The following is a 22,717-nucleotide window of genomic DNA, read 5'->3' on the forward strand; positions in this document are numbered from 1 at the left end:
TAATCAAAGCCAGGCGTAAGCGCTATCGAGAGATTGACGCTTACACTCAACAAATTTGGGCTTTACCTTCTTAAGTTGACACCAATGGGCACTGCCGTGCCCCTACGGGTATAACTCACACAAACAAGAAGCGCTATAAGCACTTTAGTGCTGAGAAAATAAGGACTAAAGTCCTTACTACAAACTTGCTTACCCATCAAGATTTTGCAGTCCCATCGCAATCTTACTGTGTTTTTCAATTTGCCCCATGACTTGTTTTGCGCGTTGAATAACGACGGCTGGTAAACCCGCCAATCTTCCCGCTTCAATTCCATAAGACTTATCAGCACCTCCTGGTTGAACTTGATGCAAAAAGATAATTTGGTCGGGTAATTCTTTCACTGTCACCTGATAGTTAGCTACATTCGGTATAATGCTAGCCAGTTCATTTAACTCATGGTAATGCGTGGCAAAAATTGTGCGTGAACGAATATCCACTGCTATATATTCTGCCACCGCCCAAGCGATGGAAAGACCATCAAATGTTGCTGTCCCGCGACCAATTTCATCTAATAATACCAGCGACCTAGATGTGGCATGGTTGAGAATATTTGCGGTTTCATTCATCTCCACCATGAAGGTAGATTGACCAGTTGCTAAATCATCTACTGCACCGACACGGGTGAAAATGCGATCGCATATACCCAATCTGGCAAACCTAGCTGGTACAAAACTACCAATCTGCGCCATTAACTGAATCAATCCCACTTGACGCAAATAACAACTTTTGCCACTGGCGTTTGGCCCGGTAAGAATAATTAAATCGGGACTGTCATTTGTCTTTTGTCCTTGGTGATTTGTTATTTGTTCTTGGTCATCTGCTAATGACTCTTGACCCAATTGCGTCGAATTCGGCACAAAGAACCCCGCAGGTAAAGACTGTTCCACTACCGGATGACGACCATCAACAATATTTATCTCTCTTCCTGGTAACATTTCGGGACGACAGTAACCTTGATGTACCGCTAACTCAGCTAAACCACACAACACATCCGCTGCCGCTACTGCACGAGACAGATTGCGAATTACTTCCGCCTCTTGTGCTACCTCTTCCCGCAACGCCGTAAAAATCTCATATTCCAACTGATTTAAATCATCTCGCGCTGTGAGAATTCTAGCTTCTCGTTCTTTTAAATCTGGCGTGATGTAACGTTCCTCATTGGTCAGGGTTTGCTTGCGGATATAGTTGGCGGGTACAAGGTCTGCTTTGGTGCGAGAAATACTGATGTAATAACCAAAGGTTTTGTTAAATCCTACCTTCAGTGTGGAAATTCCTGTTTTAGCCCTCTCATCAACTTCCAAGTTGGCAATCCATTGCTGGTCTGCTTCTACAGTCGCCTTCCTTTCATCCAATAGAGGATTTACACTGGGACGAATTAATCCGCCTTCCTTAATTTGGATGGGTGGCGACTCTACAAGATGTAAGTGTAACTTTTGTGCCAATTCTTCCAACACACTTGGGACTTTCTGCAAAGCTTTCAAGAAAGGAGAACGCGTCTCAACTACTAAATTAGATAATTCTGGTAAACGTGAGAGGGAATCTGCCAAAGCCACTAAATCTCTAGCATTAGCTGTACCAGAACCCGCCCTTCCTGTGAGGCGTTCCAAATCATAAATTTGCCGTAATAACTGCCGTAAATCTTGACGCAGAGGCGTATTTTCCATCAATTCTTGGATGGTATCTTGCCGCGCCCGAATACCTTTAATATCGAGTAGGGGTTGCAACAACCACCGCCGCAAAGCCCGCCCACCCATTGCTGTACTAGTTTTATCTAACGCCCAAAGTAGGGAACCGTGAAAAGTGCCATCTCGAACGGTTTGAGTAATTTCCAGGTTACGGCGGGTTTGATTGTCAACAATTAGGTAGTCGGTGACAGTGTAGCTGCGGAGTCTTTGAAGGGTGACAGGGTTTTCTTTTTGAGTATCTTCCAGGTATTCCAGAAGACCACCGGCTGCACGGACGGCGAGAGGAAGACGATCGCAACCAAGTCCTTCGAGCGATCGCACTTTAAATTTCTGCAATAATCTAGGTCTAGCTTCTCCTTGAGAAAAGGGAAGTTGCGATCGCAAACTATAACAAAATGATGGTGGCAAACACTCCGGCAGATGTGGCGAAGTTTCTCCCGGACGCAGCAAACTCCCCAAATCAGGCGCATTTGTTGGAACTAACACCTCTGATGGTTGCAAGCGCATTAATTCTTGTGTCAAATGCTCTAAATCACTACCTTGAGTAGTGAGAAATTCACCTGTAGAGATATCTGCATAAGCTAAACCCCAATGATTTGCGGCAATTACTACTGCTGCAAGGTAATTATTGCGACTGGATTTGAGCATTCCCTCTTCCAGCAAAGTCCCAGGAGTCAGAATGCGCGTTACTTCTCGTCGCACCAATCTCCCAGCAGCTTCAGAAGCATCTTCTACTTGATCGCAAATTACCACTGCGTAGCCTTTTTCTACCAGCATCGTCGCGTAGCGTTCCCAAGCGTGATGCGGAACACCAGACATCGCCACCCGTCCCTGTTCCCCAGCTTGCTTACTAGTGAGAACTAATTCCAATTCTTGCGCTAGTTTTACAGCATCTTGGAAATAGCATTCAAAGAAATCTCCTACCCGATACAGCAATACCGCGTGAGGATATTTATCCTTCGTCTCGACATAATGCAAGTACATTTGACTTAGCTTACTGCGATCTACCTGTTGATGGTCAGAAATAAAAGTACTTGCATCGGGCTTGCTAGATGGAGTTTCGGAGTGAGAGGCGGTCATAGATGCTATCGAGTTATGCACGGAAATTCCACAATATCTGATAATAACGTGATGTGAAAGTTGAATGTCAATCGCTCAAGGATATTTTACCTTTATCTGAAAAATGGTGGTGCATTGTCTAGGCATCTCCGAAAAATAGAGATTTAGCAGTGTTACAATCTCTACAAGGGTTCTGGATAACTCTACAAATTTATCAATTCAGCTTTTTGGTGATTTTTGTCTAATTTCTAATTAGTGTTCTATCGGATTAATTTTGATAAAATGCAAAATTCCCAACTTCTTCATGAAGCCGGGAATCTGAACAACTTAACCCAAATCAAATTATTTCATATTCTAAATTTAGCAACCCCAAATTAAAGATGGTAGATGAGTGAGGTTGCAATTCAAAAAAGATTACTCCTCTTCTTCCTCTTCTTCCTCTTCAAACACTGCGTCTATAAGTTCTTGTGCGCGTTCGTCTGAAATATTTAAGGCTTCTTGAAGCTCAGAGATATAATCTTGTTCACTTTCGGGTACTTCTTCGTCAATCCCTACTACTAAGATAGCTGTGATGTATGCAGCTTCACGATAATTTCTATTGGGTAAGGATTCGATGGACTGGGCGATTAAATCTTCTGGTTTTTCTTCTTCAATCAAGCTGACGACTTTTTCGTTCAATTCTTCAAAGTCTTCTTCAGAGTAATCTTCAAATAAGTCAACCCGACCGAGAAATTCACTCAAAGCATATTCTTCTGTTGAAGAAATACCTTCACCATCAGCAGCTGCAGAAAACAACCCAAGGATTGCGATCGCAACTTCTGGTTCTAGAGCAACTGAACTAATACTACGGCCTTTGGGCAACTTGCGTTTAGACATAATTATCCTCTAACAGTTACGTGATATTTCAGGAAGTAATACCTTGTGGTCTATAATTCTTCCTCGATTTATGATTCCCAAAAGAATGCAGAAATATACATTGGGATGAATCTTTTTTTCATAAAAAATACCCAGAGAATATATTAATCTGCGTATAAAAACGGTTAAGTTGCCTTGAACGATCGAGGTTTTTAGTACTTGTGTATGCTACATAGCTTAAAGGGATACAGTGTAAACACATCTTGTTAGCACAATCCAATCAGGAAGATTAAGAAACTATCCCTACGGGTAAGCAAGCTACCAATAGCATCTCATAAATAAGCGTTCATGCTCTTTAGCACAACCCAGCAAACTAACGTAAATGTCGTCCAATCAATGCTATTTTGGGGTTATATAGTCCCAAAGCATTTTTGCCTCAGCTACAGCAGGCTGAATTAACAGTAAAAAATTATAGTAAACTTACACCAAGCGCTCGCGAGTCTTATTTAAGAAAATACCACAGCGATCGCTTAAATTCTATCCAAGCCCAATGGGTTGCAGATTTATCCCACCTGGGTATCCAGTCTCCCCCTAAATTGGTAGAAATTCCAAGCAATCCCAGTCAAGCACCTACAGCAGAAATAGCAAGCTCTCTAGCAGTTTCTAAAATGAGAGTTGAAACGCCAATGCTAACTGCTCTCCAGTCTGATGTTGAACGGAATCAAACGCCTTAACTGAAATTACTGACGAGAAAGTTTGGAACAAAATCGCTCAACTCTATGCCGCCGATGTCAAGCTAGATCAAAAGAGCATCTCTTTAATCAGAGCTAAAAAGTCTCAATCTGCCAACACTCAAGAAGATAATTTGTCAAGAAATGATGGCATTCGTTAAGCTAACAAACTGATGTAAGTAAAAAGGAGTGACGAGATTTTATAGCATTGACACCTCACCCATCACTCCTTATAACTTGCGCGTTGATTAGCTGTTACGCATTGTTAAATTACACCAGCTTACTACTTCATTTATCCTCTAACTAAAGAGGCGGATAATTATTAACTTGATATGTGTTTTTCTATACAATTCTTTTTAACTTATTAATATCTATCTTTTCAATTCTAGATACTATGAGTTCGACTATTGCTTGTTCTCACTAGTTTTACTTGTTACCTGTGCCAGATAGTTTCATAATGAATTTGAAAATCGAAAGGCTCAGGTTCCCAACTTCTTAAAGAAGTTGAGAATCTGGTTGTAAATTTTATTAATAGGCAACGTATTCATAATCACAAACAAACTTAACTTGTATTCTATGTCTTTAGTAGTAGTTGCTTGATTCTTGTGATGGAAGTTGGGGAAAGTCTTATCAGTTATTCTTAGTAACAATGGAAACAATTATCATTAGCACTAAATCATTACATTGGGGGAATGACAAAGTGGGTTCAACAATAATAAATAGTCAGAAATTAAGGTTGAAATGTAGGGTTTTCCAACTGTGGTATCTGCTCTTTGCTAGTGATAATTTTGACTAGCTTATCAGTTTAGTCAAAAATTAGCATAATCTTAGATGGCAGATTTGGCACTCGTATTTAACTGAGTTTACAGAATTTTCTGACCAAAGGTAGAAGTAATACTTAGCAAAATACCGTAAGATTTATTAAATTTATTAGAAAAAAACATCTGAGTGGCGAAAGTTATCAATGGACACTTTGTAATTTGCTAGATTCAATTTACTTTGAGCATCTAGCTTGAATGCGATACGTGTTATTTAAAAACTTGCCCATCTGTAGCGACTGTAGGATATCAATTGTCGAATACCTAAAATAATCTAATTTTATAAGTTCAATTGCATAAAAATCGTATATAACCAGTTAAATTTATTACTCAGTAAAATTAGGAATGTTGCAATTTTCTCAAGGATTTACCTAGTAGATTTTTTTGCTCAACCTCTGCAAGCAAGTAGCGGGAATTTAAGGTGAACATAGAAAAATTTATCCAACGCGCAGAAGTATTGCACAAGCGTTTAGCAGATTTATTCCAAACTGCTAGTGTACTACCTTGGATTTCCCCGGATCTGCTACCACAAGCTTTTAAGGAACTTTATAACACCTCAAAGATAGTACAGTTAGCGGCGGAGGAACTTTATCAGCAAAACGAGGAACTAGTAAAAACACGAAATTGGCTAGAGGCACAACGCCAACACTACGAAGATTTATTTGAGTTGGCGCCAGACGGCTATTTAGTGACTAATACAGAAGGAATCATTCAAGAAGCTAATCTCACCGCAGCTAAGTTGTTGAATGTTTCAAAGCATTTTTTAGTAGGCAAACCAATAGTTAACTTTGTTCTTCTAGAAGAACGTCAGCAAGTTTGTAACGAACTGATGCAGCTATCGCAATCAGACAGAGTTAGAGAGTTATTTGTACGTTTGCAGCAACGTTATGGCAAGTTCTTTGATGCAGCTTTGACAGTGGCAGTTATCCGCAATCACCAAGGTAAGGCAATCTCTCTGCGCTGGATGCTGCGTAATATTACTGAGCGTCAGCATTTAGAATCAGCAATAGTCAAGGGCGACAGTGACATCTTCAACGATCGCCCCATACATAAATATGTTAAGGGAGAAACTATTCCCCTCAACCCATTAGTAATTTGGTATGTTTCTCAGGGTTTGGTCAAACTCAGTACCTACTACGAAACGGGTGAAGAAGTGCTGATAGGATTGGCAACAGCAGGAATGGTTTTTGGTTCTAGTTTGACATCTTTAAACATTTACCAAGCAACAGTCCTTGCTGATGTTGAGTTGGTGTCAATTTACGCGGTAGAGGTAGCAGCTTCTCCGACACTTAGCCATACACTTCTACCAAAAATTAATCACCGGTTACAGCAAACAGAATCTTTTTTAGCCATTTGTGGAAGACGGCGAGTACAAGAACGCTTCCATCATCTATTACAACTTTTGAAACGAGAAGTAGGTGAAACTGTACCAGAGGGGACTCGCCTAAGTGTTCGCTTTACTCACGAAGATATTGCTAGCGCCTGCTGCACCACTAGGGTAACAATCACACGATTGATGGGCAAATTACAAGAAGAAGGTATAATCAGTTTCGACTTAAAAAAACACATTATATTGAGAGATTTTGATTAATTAGTTCGCTAGAGATTGATTACATTTTTGTTAAGCAAAGATAAGTTGCCAGCCAATCAGGAAAATTGCTATATCTGCAAAAACATGGCTGATGTATCCAGGCCAAATCGAGCAATAATTTAAGTAGCACCATGACCAAACCGCCCCTGCTAGAAACACCCCCAATGAGCATAATGTTGTCGCACGCCAGTCGAAGTAAGCTGCCAAACCAACAACGTGATGAATTGTAAAAAATAGTGCAGACAGTACTACAGCTAAAGGACTTGATACCAAAATTTTACATTTACGATAGACAAACCAACGCCAGACAAATTCCTCAAGCAAAGAGTTGACAAATATCCAATATCCTGAACCTACTAAGTAAATCACAAAACTGTTCAATCCAACTTGCGTTGCTCGATCGCGAACATATTCAACATCTATCCATTTTGCGCCCAGCAGCCAATAAACAATCAAGATGATGCCTAGCATTAATAACCCTAATCCGACTCCAGTTAACAAATCGCGTCTTTTAGGATATTCAAATTTTAAATTCTCTTTATCGACAAATAATAACCAAATAATGGGTACTAGCAATAACCAGATTTTAGATAATAAAGCTATTAAATGTCCTTTAGTTCCAGGGAGCATATACAGTTGAGTTGTAATACCAATACTTGGAACTGGCACAAGCAACAACAGAGCTAGTAGTGCATTTCGATTTTGGTTAGGTTTTAACATGCGAAAATATTGTTGTATTTCGATGATTTGAATTCTTAAACCACATCTATTTTGAGAACCATAGTTTTGATATCAAGTTTGGGTGATTACTTATAATAAAATCTATCAATGTAGGTTATGTTGGAGCTTGCTTCTCCATAGGCGTAAGGTAGTGAAATCCAACATTAACAAGGATATAAATGTTGAGTTTGGTTCCTCAAACACAGATATTATAAGGGTTTAACCTAACATGATATTAAACGTAGTGGAAGCAATTTTGATACCATCTATAAATAGCAGACATTTTGCCCACAATACTCCAAGTTTCAAAATGGATGAGGTTTACTATTACTTTTTATATTCAAACTGTAAAACCTGAGTATTATAATCAGACTTGAATATGGTGACACTTTCTACGTTGTCACATAAATGTCACATAAATTTAATACTAAAACTTGGATGAATATGTGTGTAATAAGCTGTTCCACATTTAAGTCGCATAAAATAGCAATAAAATAAACTCAAGTTTGTGTATCATGCCAGCCAAAGGATTCCTCAAAGGTGAACAGAAAGAAAACTTACAAAAAGCTATAAGAGAAGGTGAGAGTGCATTGGTTAGAGAAAGAGCATTAATGTTGCTGCTAATGAATGATGGCAAGACTTATGCAGAAATTAGTGAGTTTCTAGGATGCGGACTAAGGACAGTAGTGTATTGGTGCGTGCATGGTGATCCAGACAACTTAGAAAGCTTGAAAGATAAACGAGAGAAAGGAAATCATTCCAAGGCTACAGATGAGTATATTGAATTGTTAATGTCAACAATTGAGAAAGTGCCATCAGAGTTAGGGTACGAATTTGGTAGATGGACAGCGGCCAGATTAGCAACTTACCTCTTGGAGCAAACAGGAATAGGGTTAAGTGGAGAACAAATCAGGAGGATACTACTTAAAAAAAAGTACGTTTACCTTTGGGCAAAGTATAGTTTAGAAGACAAGCAAGACCTATCTAAAAGAGCAGCATTTAAAGAGAAGTTAGTTGAATATCTGGAAGTGTCAAAAATAGAGCCAAAAAAGCTTCAAGTCTGGTTCTGGGATGAATCAGGTTTTAGCTTAAGAGTAATCCGCCGGAAAAATTGGAGTCGAAAAGGTCAAAGAAAAAAAGTTACAGGACAACGCAGCAGTGGCAAAGTCAATATAATGGGCGCAGTAAGATTTCATGACCGAAAAAGGATTTGTTATTTTGTAGAGAAAGGAAACAGTGATATCTTCTATCAGCAATTACAACAGCTATATGAACAGGTCTTTCAAGAATGGGTAGACTTAGGTAACAAGGCTGAAGATTTTATTGATAAAGGGCCAAATATCTTAATTGTTTTAGATAATGCTAGCTATCACAAAAAGAAAACAATGTTGGTCGAAGTAGAGCAGAATATGCCAAATATTCAACTGCATTTTCTGCCACCTTATAGCCCTGATTATAATCTAATCGAGCTAGTGTGGCATTCAGCTAAGGAATATATTGCTCATCGGTTATTTCAATCAGTTGAGCAATTAAAAAATTTATTAGACCGACTGCTCAATCAAGGCGAATTAATTATTAAATGGACACGTCGAGTCAAATATAAAGGTAATGCTGTTATGGCAAGTTAAATGTGGAACAGCTTATTCCCTTGATCGCAGCATTTTTATAATGATTTCCTGTGCCGATCTACTTACACATAATTAAAATGCATAGGCTGCTGCAATGTTATGAAGGATATGGGATTTAAGGCGGACAATTAATACCCATCGTCCTAAGTATAGCTTTTTGTCAAATCCTAGTGTTATACAAACAGGGAATTCCAAATGTACCTAAAATAATGTATATCTGATTGAGCGCGTATTCCTAAAATTGCGATACTTATGGCGGGCTACGCCTACGCAGCATTAAAAGCGGCTATGCACACATTTGGCAAAAAAACTCCATTATTGGGCTACATCTTAGCACTGGATTTAGGTACGACAGGCAACCGCGCCTTTGTATTTAACGCAGACGGCAAGATTGTTGGGCAGGCATATAAAGAATTAACTCAGTATTATCCTCAGCCAGGATGGTTAGAACATGACCCTCAACAAATCTGGCAGGATACCTGTTGGGTGATGCAAACCGCAATTGAAAATGCCCAGATTGCGCCATCAGCGATCGCCGCCTTGGGACTAACTGTACAGCGCGAAACCTGTTTGATTTGGGACAAAACTACTGGTAAACCACTCCATAGAGCGATCGTCTGGCAAGATCGCCGCACTGCTCCCCTTTGCAACCAGTTACAAGAGCAAGGCTACGCTGATGAAATTTACGATCGCACCGGATTAATCATTGATGCTTACTTTTCTGCTACCAAACTCCGATGGCTATTAGACAATTTTACTGATATTGACCTGAACAATGTCTTAGCAGGTACTATTGATACCTGGGTGCTATGGAACCTCACAGGTGGAAAAGTCCATGCTACTGACCACAGCAACGCCAGCCGTACAATGTTGATGAATCTCAAAACCTGTGAATGGGATGAGATTTTGCTGGATCTATTTCAAATTCCGGCTGACATTTTGCCCCAGATTCAACCGAGTTTAGGAGTATTTGGAGTTACTGATGCGACTTTATTAGGCGCTGAAATTCCTATTACTGCCATCTTGGGGGATCAGCAAGCGGCTCTATTTGGTCATGGCTGCGATCGCCCCGGTTTGATCAAATGCACCTACGGTACTGGTAGCTTTTTAGTTGCTCATACAAGCGATCAAATTGTGCGATCGCACCATCAACTCATTTCTACAGTGGCATGGACACAAGCAAATACCAGCGAGACTTTAGATGTCGGCTATGCCCTAGAAGGCAGTATGTTTACTAGTGGAGCTTGTATTCAATGGTTGCGCGATCGCCTGAAGCTGATTAAAACTGCTGCTGAAACTGAAGCGATGGCCAATCAGGTAAAAGATAATGGCGGAGTCTACTTTGTGCCAGCATTTAGTGGACTGGGCGCACCCTACTGGGATATGAGCGCCAGGGGAGCTTTTTTCGGCATTACCGCCAGTGTACAACCAGAGCATCTAGTTCGGGCTGTGCTGGAAGCGATCGCTTATCAAGTTCTGGAGGTGGTGCAAGCAATTAACGCATCTAGCAGTACTCCAGTTGGGCGATTAACCGTAGATGGTGGTGCCTGCAAGAATAATTTTTTGATGCAGTTTCAAGCTGATATTTTAGGTATTCCAGTTGAACGTCCGATAATGCGCGATACGACCGTTCAGGGTGCAGCATTTGCAGCAGGTTTAGCTGTAGGATTTTGGGAGAGCTATGAAGCACTGGTGGAACAACGACAAATTGAGCGTGTGTTTGAGCCGAGGAGTGATTTCCCCTTGTCCAACTTTGGTACTTGGCAAAAAGCAGTGAAACGTACTCTAGCTTGGGAGGAGTAGCTGATCCAAAAACGAGTTAAAGCGAAAATTCATATCCTGAAACACATATAAGAAGCGCATGACTACTAAACCGAAGATTTTCATTGATGGGGAATCAGGAACTACAGGCTTACAAATTTACTCACGCCTGAACCAACGTGATGATATCGAGTTAGTTAGCATTGAAGCATCTAAGCGTAAAGATGCAACTGAGCGAACCAAACTAATCAATGCTGTTGATATTATCATTCTCTGCCTGCCTGATGATGCAGCCCGCGAAGCTGTTAGCTTAGTCAGTAATACTAGGGTTAAGATCCTTGATGCTAGCACAGCCCATCGCACAGCTAAGAACTGGGTATATGGTTTCCCTGAACTAAACCCAGGACAGCGAGAGAAAATCGCCAGCGCCCAGTTTGTCAGCAATCCGGGCTGTTATCCCACAGGATTTTTAGCCTGTATCCGTCCGTTGATTGCCAAAGAACTCCTAAATAGTAATTTTCCGATCACCGTTAATGCAGTGTCAGGTTACTCTGGTGGCGGAAAGAATCTCATTAAACAGTACCATACCTTCCATGAACAGCAAGCCGGGGCAGAGTCGCTCTACCCTTATGGCATCTACGGTTTGCAGTTTGGGCATAAGCACGTCAAGGAAATGCAGCAGTATTCGGGGTTAACATCACCGCCGCTGTTTGTACCAGCAGTGGGAGATTTTGAGCAGGGGATGCTAGTACAAGTACCTTTACCACTGGCAACTTTGGATAATCCACCATCAGGTAAGATTATTCATGATGCGATCGCTGATTACTACCAAAGTGAAAAGTTCGTGCAGGTTGCTCCATTCCAAGATTCGACTCTACTGAGAAACGAAACATTTCTAGATGCGATCGCAATGAACGGTACTAATATTGTTCAGGTTCTTGTATTTGCTAATGACACTACCAAAGAAGTCTTGCTAGTTGCTCGTCTTGACAACCTGGGTAAGGGCGCATCAGGAGCCGCAGTCCAAAACCTAAACATCATGCTTGGTTTTCCAGAAGAATTGGGATTGTCATGAAAGAGAGTTAGGGAGTGGGGAGTGGGGAGTGGGGAGCAGAGGAGAAATTGCAGTAAGTTTTTCCTCTCTGCCCCATGCCCAATGCCCATTATCTTGATTTTTCTTTCAGTTCCTCAAGCAATTGAATTACATTATGCTCAAATGCTTTGTTTCGCTCTTGAACTGATTCAATTAACGGTTTATCAAAAAAATTAATGACATACTTACCAAACTGAATACCTAAAGGTCTTAAATGTCCACCTGCTACAGTTTTCCGAAAATCTTTAGGTGGCTTTTGCAGAATATTAGTAAACCATTGACAGGTTGATTTAGCAATATTGTCTGATTTGAAACAGACTAAACCCATGATATTAAATAGCCCACTATCCTTGATTAAATGCTGGGTTTCTTCAACAGTTGGTTTCACACCCCAACCAAGATTATCGATGATATCCGCTAAAAATTGAGGACGAATTGCGCTCCCTGTGTCAGCAATAGCAGGTGCTAAGAGGATAGAAACCTGTCCTTTAATGAAGACACTGTTAATATTGATATTTTTATGCACATAACTATAAATTAATTTTTTAACTTCATCCCTTTTTAGGGTTAGTTCATCAAAGAGAATGTTAATATCTGCAATAACACTTTCTATCTGTGACTCATCGGAAGTTTTAGATAGTAGATTCCGAATAAACTGCTCTCTATCTTGAGCGTCTGGAGGTAAAGCAGTAAATCCTTCTAACAGCGAGATATATTTACAGCCAAGGCTATGCCCAATCCAAGAAAAGTTTTTATCATCTAGATAGGCTTGATAATCATATCCTGCAACATTTGCCATTTTCACAAGCTCTGGCAGAATTTCATATTGTTCTCTCATGAGAAAACCAGCTTCTACATAATGGTTAAAAGTAAAATTAAATGGCAAAAGAATAATTGTATATCCCTGCTCAAATAAAGATTGAAGTAGATAACGATAAAAAAGCATCGGGCCAAATGTACCAAAGAAAGCCCCGGCAATAAATTGAATTACTCCTTTAGGCTTTGGATGTAGAGCAACCCAACTGTGAGAAACTGGTTTAAATCTCAGTTTTAGATTCATATTTACCATGACTTATTTGTAGGTATATGCTGAATCTTCAAACTGAAGTTGCTACTTTTCGGATTCTTTAAGAGATATTTTTGCCAAACTGTGATGCTTCGGTGAACAAGCTGCGATCGCCTCGTTACTGAACAGCCGGAATTTTCCTAATGGCGTTAATTCCACTATTTAGCGGTGGTTAAGACTATTTCACCTTAGCGCGGAAGCGGACAAAACCATAAGAATTGGCTGGCGTGCCAGATCCAGTAGCTGCGGGTAGATTGGGAAAACTTGGGACTGTAATATTGACCACTACTGCTCCATTGGTGTTAGTACCACAGTATGATGGTGTGGCTGAGTCGTTAGCTGTATAAAAACGCCCGCGATCGCTATCTGCTACATTAGTGAGATAAAGTGTAGGTGTAGTAGAACCAATAGCTAGGGCAATTCCTTGATCTGCTCCTGGTAAGCCACCATCATTAGGAGTCATACCATTAAAAGCAGTAGGAATAAAATTAACATTAGTCGGAACTAAGTCGCAGAATTTCACATTAGTTGCATTACCAAGACCATTGGAAAGGAAATATATCGTGTATTCCAATTCATCTCCCGGTTTGACAGTGCCAGCATTAATTAATCCTCGCAAGTAGCCAACAGGCCATTTAGGATCGCTATCATCAGTAGCATAAGGTTCTGGTACATAGTTACTGGCATTAGTAGCAACGTCACTGCGACCATCCACAATATCAGTTAAATCTTGGTTATTGAAGCGGGTGATGCGTTTAATTAACAAAAGCTTTGCATTCACAACAGTAGCACCGTTATTGCTTTCGCCGACGCTGGTAACACGACTACCTGTAGTATCAGTGTCTCTAGTTGGTAGATAGTTTGGACAACGTGTGCTGGCGTTATTACTAGTAGTTGCTTCCCAGCAAGCACTAGCATTTGTATCCTGCCCATTGGGAGTTAAGCTGATAGATTGTCCAGTAGTAGCCCCAACAAGAGAAGACTGATAAGTATTTTCCCAAAGATTGAGAACACTTGCAGGAGGTGTATTAATTTCATTAGCACTGCCATAGGCAATATAGTCAATAATTTTATTCTGACTATCGTATAACCAGATATCATCACCTAAGTTGTTGAGTTTAGGAGTTTGTCCCAACCAAGCTTGAAAAGCTGCTGCTGTTGCTTGATGATTGGCGTTGTTATCCCCAATCCAAATCACAGCATATTTCCCTGGTTGTAAAGTTGTGCCGTTAGGGAATGTATAAGTAAACCCGTTAGTACTATCATTATCATTAGCAGTTAAATGTCCATCTGCTAACTTAAAATCACTTAAATCTACACTTGATGAGGAAGCATTATAAAGTTCAATAAACTCATCGTTAGTGTTAGTAGTAGTACCCGTTTCGTTATACAAAACTTCATTTATTATGACTTTACTAACGTTGGGTGAAACTGCATCAATAATATTAAATGGAGTTGGTTGAGTTTGACCAGGATAATAAGTCCATAAATCCAGCCCTTTAGCATCTCCAAAAGAACCGTTGCATGATGTCCCAGCGTTACCAGCGTTACCAGACTGACCAAATTTCCGGTCATTGCTGGCGGTGTCAAAGCCATTAATTGGGTCGCTGAAGGCTGTTGTTGGTGGAGCAATACCACAAAGTACTTGACCGACAGTGCCAACGGTAGAACCACTGATGGTTTTATAACCGCGATCATCATAAAATCCTCTGGTGTTGCCGAGTGGATTAGTGGCATTCAGCATTGTAATAGTAGGGCCACCAGTAAAATTGTTTTCCGCATCTAGCAAGGGAAAGTGATATTCACCTCCAAAGGTTCTGACTCTGACTTTATAATTACTGCTAACTGGAAAAAAATTACCACTGTTATCTTTACCATCCCAACTAACCGCTTGCTGTCCTGTTGTGGTCATAATCCCTCGCACAAGACGGTTTTGTGAGTTGGTCGGATCAAAATTACTACCGTCTCGGCTAATAATGAGTTCATAAATACCTGTGACATTGCTGCCAAAGTTAAAAGTACCGCCTGTACCGTAAGAACTATTATTTCCTGTAACTGTGCCGTTGAATTGTAAGTTACTGATAAGAGGAATAATTGGGCTAAGGGGAATGCCAGTTCCATCTAAACTGCCATCTGATTTGTAACGTTCAATGTATGGAAGTGCGCTGGCGTCGATGGAGTTGAAAAAGGTAGCATATTGGGGACGAGCCAAGCTAACACCACCTTGGGGACTTGCCAACTGATTATCCGTCCCTAGTAGGTCATGATAGAGAGGCGTTTTACCATCACTATCAAAAAAGCCAGTCTGATTACCATAGAGAACGAATCCATTCGGGTCTGTACCCCTGAGTTCTACTTTATATCGGAAGCCATCTATGGTTACAGGATAGACTGGGAAGTTGAGGTATCTACCATTACTACCAGTAAATAGGGCCAGATAGTAGCTGAATAACCGTCCGTTTAAATCAGTTGTTGAAGTTTGATCGCTGCTCCGTACTGTTACATCCCAAGCTGCAACACTACTTCCTTGTTGAGTACCAAAGTTGTTTGCATTACTCAAATTAATCTCACCAGTTGGAGAACCATCATTTGCAGCGTTACCCCCAACAGACCCGTAAAAAACGATGTCATAAATTCCTGTGGATGGAGCTTTATAGTAACAGGGGACATAGTTGGGATTGGTTGTACTAGCGGTAACTGAAGTAAAAACAGGATAAGGGCCATTTAACTCCTGTTGGCGAGTTGAGATAAACCCCCGTCCAGCTTGAGAGGTACACAGAAAATCTGGTGTATTAGGTATAGTTTCACTGCCAATACTGCCAGTGACACGACCGGGGTTGTAAACCCGGATATTACCATTATTATTATTTAGCCCAACTGCGCTGGAACCCAAAAGAATGTACTCATCTTTGTTGGCGTAGACCTTAAGCAAGGTTCGTCGCAGCACAAGATTACCATAAGTGTTGGTACGCCATTCCAGGTTAGCTCTGCTACTGCTGGCTGTGGCGCTACTGGGATATAGTGTGCGACTACCTTCAGCTTGAGCGACTTGTGTCCAGCAACTCAGGGCACACAGTGATAAAGTAAAGCTACTTAGTAGTCTTTTATAGCATTTATGAAGTCTATTATTGGGCGCTAAAAGATATTTTAAAAGTAGACTCATTTATGCTTTACTAGCTCCTGATTACGTTTGAATGAGTGCGATCTATTGCATTCATGGCTGATTCTGAGGTTCCATGCTGGAGTGAGTAACGCCGCTTTTAGGTTTCCCATTGTGTAAGAGAATCTACCATCTTGATTCACATTTACTGTGGCGATCGCTCTTAAATTTTTATTTAAAAATTTCATATTTACTATCTGCGTATCATTATGGAAATCAATTGTAGATAGGTTACATTGCAACGTATCTACACGTTTAAATTGATGCATCTGTTTGTACTCTTGCTCCTCTGCTCCTTTGTTGGCGTAATTTCTCTACCAGGGTTTGCACAGGAGATTTTTGTTGCTGTACAGGCTTTTGCTGTCCAAAGCCGTCAAACAATTCATTGAGCTTAACCGTAAAACCTAAATACGCCCCACCTGCAGAACGTGTTCCTGAAAAATCCCGGTCATCAACTTTACCAAAGACGTATCCAGCCGAAACGCGCAGGTTAGGCGTGAGGTAGTAGCCTGTTTCAATAACAAAACCTGTCTCACTGTAGCTAGACTGACTAATTACACGAGCCTCACCCACCAAATCCCAGCTATATCCCAAACGATAGGTAGCGCGTACTTGGGCCAGATTTACTGTGCTAGTACCTGCTAAATCACTAGCTATGTAAGAGGTACTGTTACGCAACGCATACTTCCCGTAGAATTCCCATTGCCAATTAGGAGCGTAAATCGCTTCTAAAGCAAAGGTATGGTCTTGGGAACCCGTACCACTTCCTAATAGGATGGTGTCAGGGATAGTTGATGGATTTTGGCGATATTCATAACGTAATAAAGCATTAAATTTATCGCTATTGGGATCGCGGTAGGCTAAACCCAACTTCAGGTTAGCAGTATCTCCCAATCCTGAAAGCTTTTGATTGGAAGAACCGGCTTGTTGATAACGTACTAAAGCTGTGAGAGCCGGAGAAATTTTACCTGCAGCACCTGCGGTAATTACTGTATTAGCACCACCAGAAGAGGAACGATGTTCATAACGGACGCTAGCTTGAAACTGCGGATTATCGCTATATTCCAGCCCAACACTGTAGCTATCGCCACCATCAAATCCGATCGCAGATGCTGCTTGACCAAAGGCGTATGGTTGGGCATATTGTTGGCCTGCCGCAGTACGTCCAAAGAAGTTGCCAAATACGTGTTCGTAAGCAACATTCAGCCGCAATCCAGAAGCAATAGTCCAACGGTTATTTAGACCAATTGCTCCTTGGGTAGTCATTTCGTTAGCACCACCCAAAATTGAGTAACGACCGATCAAGGTAGTATCCGATCCGAGTTTGTGTTCACCGTTGACACTCAAGCTAGTAATGGAATTACCCGAATATTGACCGCTACTGTAATACTGTTGGGCTAAACTGACATTGACACCAGAAATTACCGCCCAATTCAACCCGAAAATGCTACGGTCTGGGTAAACAGTATCTTTTTGGGAAGATAAGCTGAGTTCATTTTGGGCTTGGAATGTCAGGTTTTTAGCTAGAGGAATAGAAAAGTGCGATCGCAGTTGATCCGAATTACTACTTAGGCTACTGTCGGGGATGCGGTCTTCCAGTTGACGATGAATCAAATCCAAATCAATGGTGGCGCTACCCAGACGTTGTTGAATCCCAGCAGAAATCGTCGTCAGCGAATTATCAACCTTGCTACCAGGTATCGCCTCATAACGCGGTGCAAACAGTTCTTCAAAAGTGTCTAGGGGTTGGGGAGCAATCCCAAAATTGTCTTCGTGGTCGTATTGCGCTCTGACGTTGGTAGCTGAAGTGAGTTTAGCTGTAACCTGCGCTCCATAACGGGTTTGTCCTGGGACAAAGCTGATAGTGGAATTATTGGCAAAACCCGTATCAGCAAAGCGATAATAGGCACGACCTTGAATCCCATTAGTAATCTTTCCTTCAGCTTCTAAACGGTAAGCATCACCTCTGACTTTTCCCACAACATCAGAGTCATTCGTGGAATGGGCATATTCTGCGATTAACTTACCGTTGTCACCCAAAGCAATCAGTGCATCTGCACCATAGAGTTGAAAGTCGCGCACCCCATGATTTTCTTGAACGTAGCTTGCTCCTATCCAACTTTCAGAATTAAGTTTGTGCGAAAGATTATATTGCAAACGACCAGCATAGATACTCCCGTCAGAGTCTTCGCTGTCATATTGATAGCTAACAACAATCCGACGTACCAATACTTGTCCGGTTCGATCGATATCGGTGCGAAGAATCGGTTCACGGAATAATAAAGTACCGCGATCGTAATCGATTTCGTAGTCTGGGCCTCGGTTAAGTTGTTTCCGTTCTAATACAGTCCCAGGACGATTGAGTTCTTCTAGCTCGATAAAGACATTTTCACTACCTGCTTGTAATAGTCTGCGAGAGAGGAAGTAATAACCACTAGTACCATCGGGAGCAATAGTATCCCGTTGAAATCCTTCTAAGTGGTCGCCATAGAAACCTGTAATTTGTAGGTTTCCTAAATTGTAATTAGCTTTAAAACCGTGGAGTTGACGTGTGATAGAAGTAAATTGCTGCGATCGCCGCGCAAATTCTTCTGTGTTATAGTCACCCCACATAGCATAATCAGGATCGGAGCCGGGGGTACGAGCTGAACGCTCAAAACGCAGAAATACACTGTCAATGGAAGGAGCGACTACATCAACTTTCGAGCTATCGCCGTAGACAGGATAGTTTTGCTCGCTGAATTGGTAAGTTCTAAACAGGCGATTATCGCAGTTGCAATCTTCATTGAGGCTCCGAGAACTGTTGTATGCCCCTGTAAACAACCATTCTCCGATCGCACCAGTGGCAAATATCGCTGAATGGAAATCTAATTGCGTTCTGTTATTTTTGTCAGGAGGGAGGAAATCACGGAAACTGCCGTAATAATTTGTACCTCTAGCGCCCAATCGTAAATCTATTACCCCTGTCACTAAACTCGGACGCAGTGCCGTTTCAAATTGTAGTTGAGTGAAGGCTTCTAAATCATTAGCGATCGCGCGAATTGTGACTGTTTCGGCCTTCAGTTGCGATCGCAATGTAGCTGTAAATTGTCCCCCTTTCGCCTCTACTTGAAATCCCGGTTCATCGGGTTTGAAGTCTTTCCCAACCAACTCCCCAGCAGAGGGTATGAGGGTGACAACAGCATCACGATTCGAGCGATTGCCGTTTGCATCGATAAGTTGACCCCGGATTGTAGCCGTAGAACGTCCATCTGCTGGGATACGAGACTCGACTGTTTCTAAAGTTAATTGCTGCGGCGTTCCCCGCACTGCAACTTGTACTGTTACAGGGGGTTCCGTACCTCCAACAACTTGTGCAGAGATAGTGTTTACACCTTCTTTTAACGAGACACCATACCATGTCTGCGTTACTAAGTTGGTGGTAGCATCAGTTTCCGTCCGTCCTACTAAAGAAGGGTCTACCAACGCCCCATTTACCCGCAATTCCACTTGACTACCAGCGGGAAACTGCACAATTACCGTGCTAGCTTGTACATCTACAACACTCTCAGGCGTCGGAGTCAGGATTTTAATTGCTGTAGAGATAGGGACAGTAGGGGACACGGGAAGATTTTCATTCACCCCTTGTCCCCTTGTCCCCGCGTCCTCTACTCCTGCAATCTTGCGTAATCCTCTAGGCAAACCTACAGAAGTTGCTGGCTGAAATGGTTGTATTTCCGCTATAGAAGCATGAAACAGTGTCTCAGTATCTTTGTGTTCATCATTCCTGTCCTCTATTCCTGCTATTTTGCGTGAGCCTCTGGACAAATCAACAGAAGTTTCTGGTTGAAATGGTTGTATTTCTGTTTCACTTAGCTGGACATTGGGAATTGAAGTATCAGGAGCCGATGCTGAAGAAGTTGAGGCAAATTCGAGAGGTGGAGAATTCAAAGCCTCTCCCCTAGAAAGGGAGAGGTTTTCCAGCTTTGCTGAAAAGTCAGGATCTTCGACACTCTTTTCAGCTTGCGAATGGGAATCAGAGAAAAGGAGTTTTTCACTCGTGATTTCTGCTTTGACACTTGTTGGGTACAAAACAAGGCAGAGAGATACCGACATTGCCCCCATTAATCTCAGGTTAAATGTAGTTACACAGTGCAGTCTGGGTTTCATTTCTTGACTGGCTCCTGAAATGTGGGGATGACACCGAAGTTCATGCGTACCAAGCCACCAGGCTCTAAATGCACCAAGCGAGATTGGCTATTTCGTTCGCGGAATTTTTCGTTATCAGCTAGGGCATAACCTGGTACACTGCTCAGGTCTAGTACACCTGTGTGGTATCCAGGTAAGGCATTAGCTAAGGAGAACAAACCATTAGGATCTGTAGTGATGCGGTTTCCATCCTCCAGAAAAATCACCGCATTGGGTACTCCAGACTCACCACGCTGTTGTTCACCGTCAAAGTTTTTATCAACAAATACCCGACCGATAATCGTGCCACAGTCAGAAACGATTCCTGGACGAATTTTCAATTGGTGGGTTGCTGGGCCATCCTTAGTACTAAAATTGTTATCAGCTCGTTGAGCATTAACGATCGCAGTGTTGCGACCATTACCACGCAGCGCATCGGCTGTTAGTTGAGCAGCGTAGGCAATATTCAAGACTTTCTCTGTGGGAATTGTTACGTCTGTGCGGAATGTCACTGTGTTACCATTGCGTTCTGAGGCGATCGTGACTGGTTGACCATCCAGCTCTCCCCGCACAGATTTCGGCAAGAATTGGAATCCTAAAGGTAGGTCGTCGGTGACAAATATATTACTCAAAGCAGCATCAGCGAGATTTTTTACCGACAGGCGGTAGATTACCGTATCTCCAGGTTCAGCAGTAGCGCGATCGCCTGTTTTGATAATCTGCAACTGATTGGCTTGACACAAATTTGTGGTAAATTCAAAGGCTAATAAATCCAGTCCCACCGTTTCTGCGTTGGGAACTAAAACAACTGTTTGCTCTAACCTGGTTTCACCTGTAGGACTAATTGGTTGACCATCCAGAGAACTAGCGACATATCGCACGACATTATTACCTTGTGTGCCAGTACTATCAAGGATTTCAATCTTGATCCGCCGCTGTTTGTAGATAGAATTTGGTGATGGATTAACTACAAAAATATAGGTTCTACCTGGAGCGGTTTGACCCTTATTCGGATCGAGTAGGAAATTGTAAACACCCGCAGGGTTATTCGTAACGAAGTAGGGATTACTATTCTCGGTATTTGGCGATTTACCACCAGGAACGTTGTTATTAGGAATATCTGGTAACTCTGTTCGAGTCAAAGCAACCAAGCTGCCTAATTCTGTTCCCGTTGGGTCGCTTGGGTTAGGTTCGTATACCCCAACTGAAAAACCTGTATAGTCAGGTAAAATTGTCCCACCGCAACCTAAAATCCGCCCTAATGGGTCAACTAATCGGTTAAGACTAACATTCAGCTGACTAGAAGTTCCTTGATATTTATCATTAGTAGCAAAGTCTGTATAAGTATAAGTAGCTTGATTTATTAATGGCAAAGACGCACCCAGATTGTTAGTCTGTTGCGCGATCGCTGGTATAGATATAGTAGTATGCAAAAAACTTCCCAGAAGAACAGTAGCTCTTAACCGTCGCCACCAGCTACCGCTAGAAGTAATTTGCTTTTGGTTTTGAGGACGGCTCACCGAACACATCTCCTCTGAAATGTCAAGCTTGTTGTTAATAAAAGCATCTATTTATTTAGGGAATCCAGTTAAGCTAAAACCATTTAAAAATCTCGTTTTCAGGTTCAATCTGGAAATGTGGCTCTTTTTCGAGTCAGGAAGGCCGCGCGTCCTTACGTCCCAATCAGCGAACTTGGGTTTGATAAGTTGCCTTGACTGTCGTCTTAGCTGCAAGTGACGGAATCTGTAAACGAATATGGGTGTAAGCAATGGCTGGTGCTGGTTTTGTTTCCACTTTGCCGCCAGGAAGAGTAACTTTAACAGTGGGATTTTCGACAAAGCTACGTCCGCCATCAATGCTGTAAATAACTTTGGCATTGTTAGCGACATTGGTAGAATTCAGCACGTAGACCATTCCTTTAGGAATAGGTTGATTAAAAGTCAAATTCTTCACTGGGTGATCGCTCTTATTTTCACCGCTCAAGGTATATCGCAATACATCTCCTGGTTGCACCACAACTTGACCTTTCAAAGGTTCCCATTTCTGACTTTGCTTACCCTGCCCATCCCGTGCCACCACCTGCTTTTCTGCTTCTAAACGCAATTGAATTTGCCCTTGAGTTTTGATATTCTGAGCAACAGCACTTTCTGAATGCCATACATTTGCGATTCCCGGAATTTGACCGACAAATGGAACTGTAGCAATGAGAGCAAATGCTCCTAAACCTGCAAGAGAAACACACTTCATATAAATAACCTCAAAAAAATTCCAGAATGTTGATTGTTGACTTATCTTTCCCAGCTTTTGCTAAGAAAAAGTCATTCCCTTATTTGCTTGCTATTT

At 41.7% G+C, this 22,717-nt stretch carries 14 protein-coding genes; 5 read left to right on the plus strand and 9 right to left on the minus strand.

Annotated elements, in window-relative coordinates; all coding sequences use genetic code 11:
- Positions 1 to 189: 189 nt before the first annotated feature.
- Together mutS and V7K60_RS00470 are read right to left on the minus strand one after the other, a co-directional pair.
- Positions 190 to 2,805 carry a DNA mismatch repair protein MutS gene (gene mutS / locus V7K60_RS00465; protein ID WP_334922034.1) on the minus strand — a complete coding sequence of 872 codons (2,616 nt, stop codon included), beginning with the start codon at positions 2,803 to 2,805 and terminating at the stop codon, positions 190 to 192.
- Between the two features lie 393 nt (positions 2,806 to 3,198).
- Entirely contained in the window at positions 3,199 to 3,660 is a 462-nt protein-coding gene (locus V7K60_RS00470; RefSeq protein ID WP_334922036.1) for a tellurite resistance TerB family protein, read from the minus strand.
- Between the two features lie 410 nt (positions 3,661 to 4,070).
- Here V7K60_RS00470 and V7K60_RS00475 point away from each other — a divergent pair, with 410 nt between their 5' ends.
- Together V7K60_RS00475 and V7K60_RS00480 are read left to right on the plus strand one after the other, a co-directional pair.
- Positions 4,071 to 4,373: a hypothetical protein gene (locus V7K60_RS00475; RefSeq protein WP_334922038.1), complete on the plus strand. Its 303-nt coding sequence runs from the start codon at positions 4,071 to 4,073 to the stop codon at positions 4,371 to 4,373.
- Positions 4,374 to 5,609: 1,236 nt separating this feature from the next.
- A complete protein-coding gene (locus V7K60_RS00480; RefSeq protein ID WP_334922040.1) occupies positions 5,610 to 6,779 on the plus strand; it encodes a PAS domain S-box protein in 1,170 nt (389 codons plus the stop codon).
- Positions 6,780 to 6,809: 30 nt separating this feature from the next.
- Here V7K60_RS00480 and V7K60_RS00485 read toward each other — a convergent pair whose 3' ends face one another.
- Positions 6,810 to 7,499: a CPBP family intramembrane glutamic endopeptidase gene (locus tag V7K60_RS00485; protein WP_334922042.1), complete on the minus strand. Its 690-nt coding sequence runs from the start codon at positions 7,497 to 7,499 to the stop codon at positions 6,810 to 6,812.
- Positions 7,500 to 8,014: 515 nt separating this feature from the next.
- Between V7K60_RS00485 and V7K60_RS00490 the strand changes: the two genes are divergently transcribed.
- The 3 genes from V7K60_RS00490 to argC all read left to right on the plus strand — a co-directional run bounded on the left by V7K60_RS00490 (position 8,015) and on the right by argC (position 11,963).
- A complete protein-coding gene (locus tag V7K60_RS00490; protein ID WP_334922044.1) occupies positions 8,015 to 9,127 on the plus strand; it encodes an IS630 family transposase in 1,113 nt (370 codons plus the stop codon).
- 288 nt (positions 9,128 to 9,415) lie between these two features.
- Positions 9,416 to 10,930 carry a glycerol kinase GlpK gene (glpK, locus tag V7K60_RS00495; RefSeq protein WP_334922144.1) on the plus strand — a complete coding sequence of 505 codons (1,515 nt, stop codon included), beginning with the start codon at positions 9,416 to 9,418 and terminating at the stop codon, positions 10,928 to 10,930.
- A gap of 58 nt (positions 10,931 to 10,988) precedes the next feature.
- Positions 10,989 to 11,963 (plus strand): N-acetyl-gamma-glutamyl-phosphate reductase, encoded by a 975-nt coding sequence (gene argC / locus V7K60_RS00500; RefSeq protein WP_334922046.1) that lies wholly within the window; start codon positions 10,989 to 10,991, stop codon positions 11,961 to 11,963.
- A gap of 88 nt (positions 11,964 to 12,051) precedes the next feature.
- Here the strand turns inward: argC and V7K60_RS00505 are convergent, their stop codons facing one another.
- The 6 genes from V7K60_RS00505 to V7K60_RS00530 all read right to left on the minus strand — a co-directional run bounded on the left by V7K60_RS00505 (position 12,052) and on the right by V7K60_RS00530 (position 22,621).
- The gene (locus V7K60_RS00505; RefSeq protein WP_334922048.1) at positions 12,052 to 13,041 is read right to left on the minus strand and encodes a DUF1350 family protein; all 990 of its coding nucleotides are present in this window, start codon (positions 13,039 to 13,041) and stop codon (positions 12,052 to 12,054) included.
- Positions 13,042 to 13,225: 184 nt separating this feature from the next.
- Positions 13,226 to 16,210 (minus strand): lamin tail domain-containing protein, encoded by a 2,985-nt coding sequence (locus tag V7K60_RS00510; protein ID WP_334922050.1) that lies wholly within the window; start codon positions 16,208 to 16,210, stop codon positions 13,226 to 13,228.
- Positions 16,207 to 16,395, minus strand: a complete 189-nt coding sequence (locus V7K60_RS00515; protein ID WP_334922052.1) for a hypothetical protein — start codon at positions 16,393 to 16,395, stop codon at positions 16,207 to 16,209. Before V7K60_RS00515 ends, V7K60_RS00510 begins: the two co-directional genes overlap by 4 nt.
- A gap of 67 nt (positions 16,396 to 16,462) precedes the next feature.
- On the minus strand, positions 16,463 to 20,356 hold the full coding sequence (locus tag V7K60_RS00520) for a TonB-dependent receptor (RefSeq protein WP_334922053.1): 3,894 nt from the start codon (positions 20,354 to 20,356) through the stop codon (positions 16,463 to 16,465).
- Positions 20,353 to 21,903, minus strand: coding sequence for a hypothetical protein (locus V7K60_RS00525; protein WP_334922055.1), 1,551 nt, complete (start codon positions 21,901 to 21,903; stop codon positions 20,353 to 20,355). Before V7K60_RS00525 ends, V7K60_RS00520 begins: the two co-directional genes overlap by 4 nt.
- Positions 21,904 to 22,057: 154 nt before the next feature.
- Complete coding sequence (locus tag V7K60_RS00530) at positions 22,058 to 22,621, minus strand: hypothetical protein (protein WP_334922057.1); 564 nt, start codon at positions 22,619 to 22,621, stop codon at positions 22,058 to 22,060.
- Between the last annotated feature and the right edge of the window lie 96 nt (positions 22,622 to 22,717).

Origin of the sequence: Nostoc sp., from assembly GCF_036917555.1 — a bacterium.
GTDB lineage: Bacteria > Cyanobacteriota > Cyanobacteriia > Cyanobacteriales > Nostocaceae > Nostoc.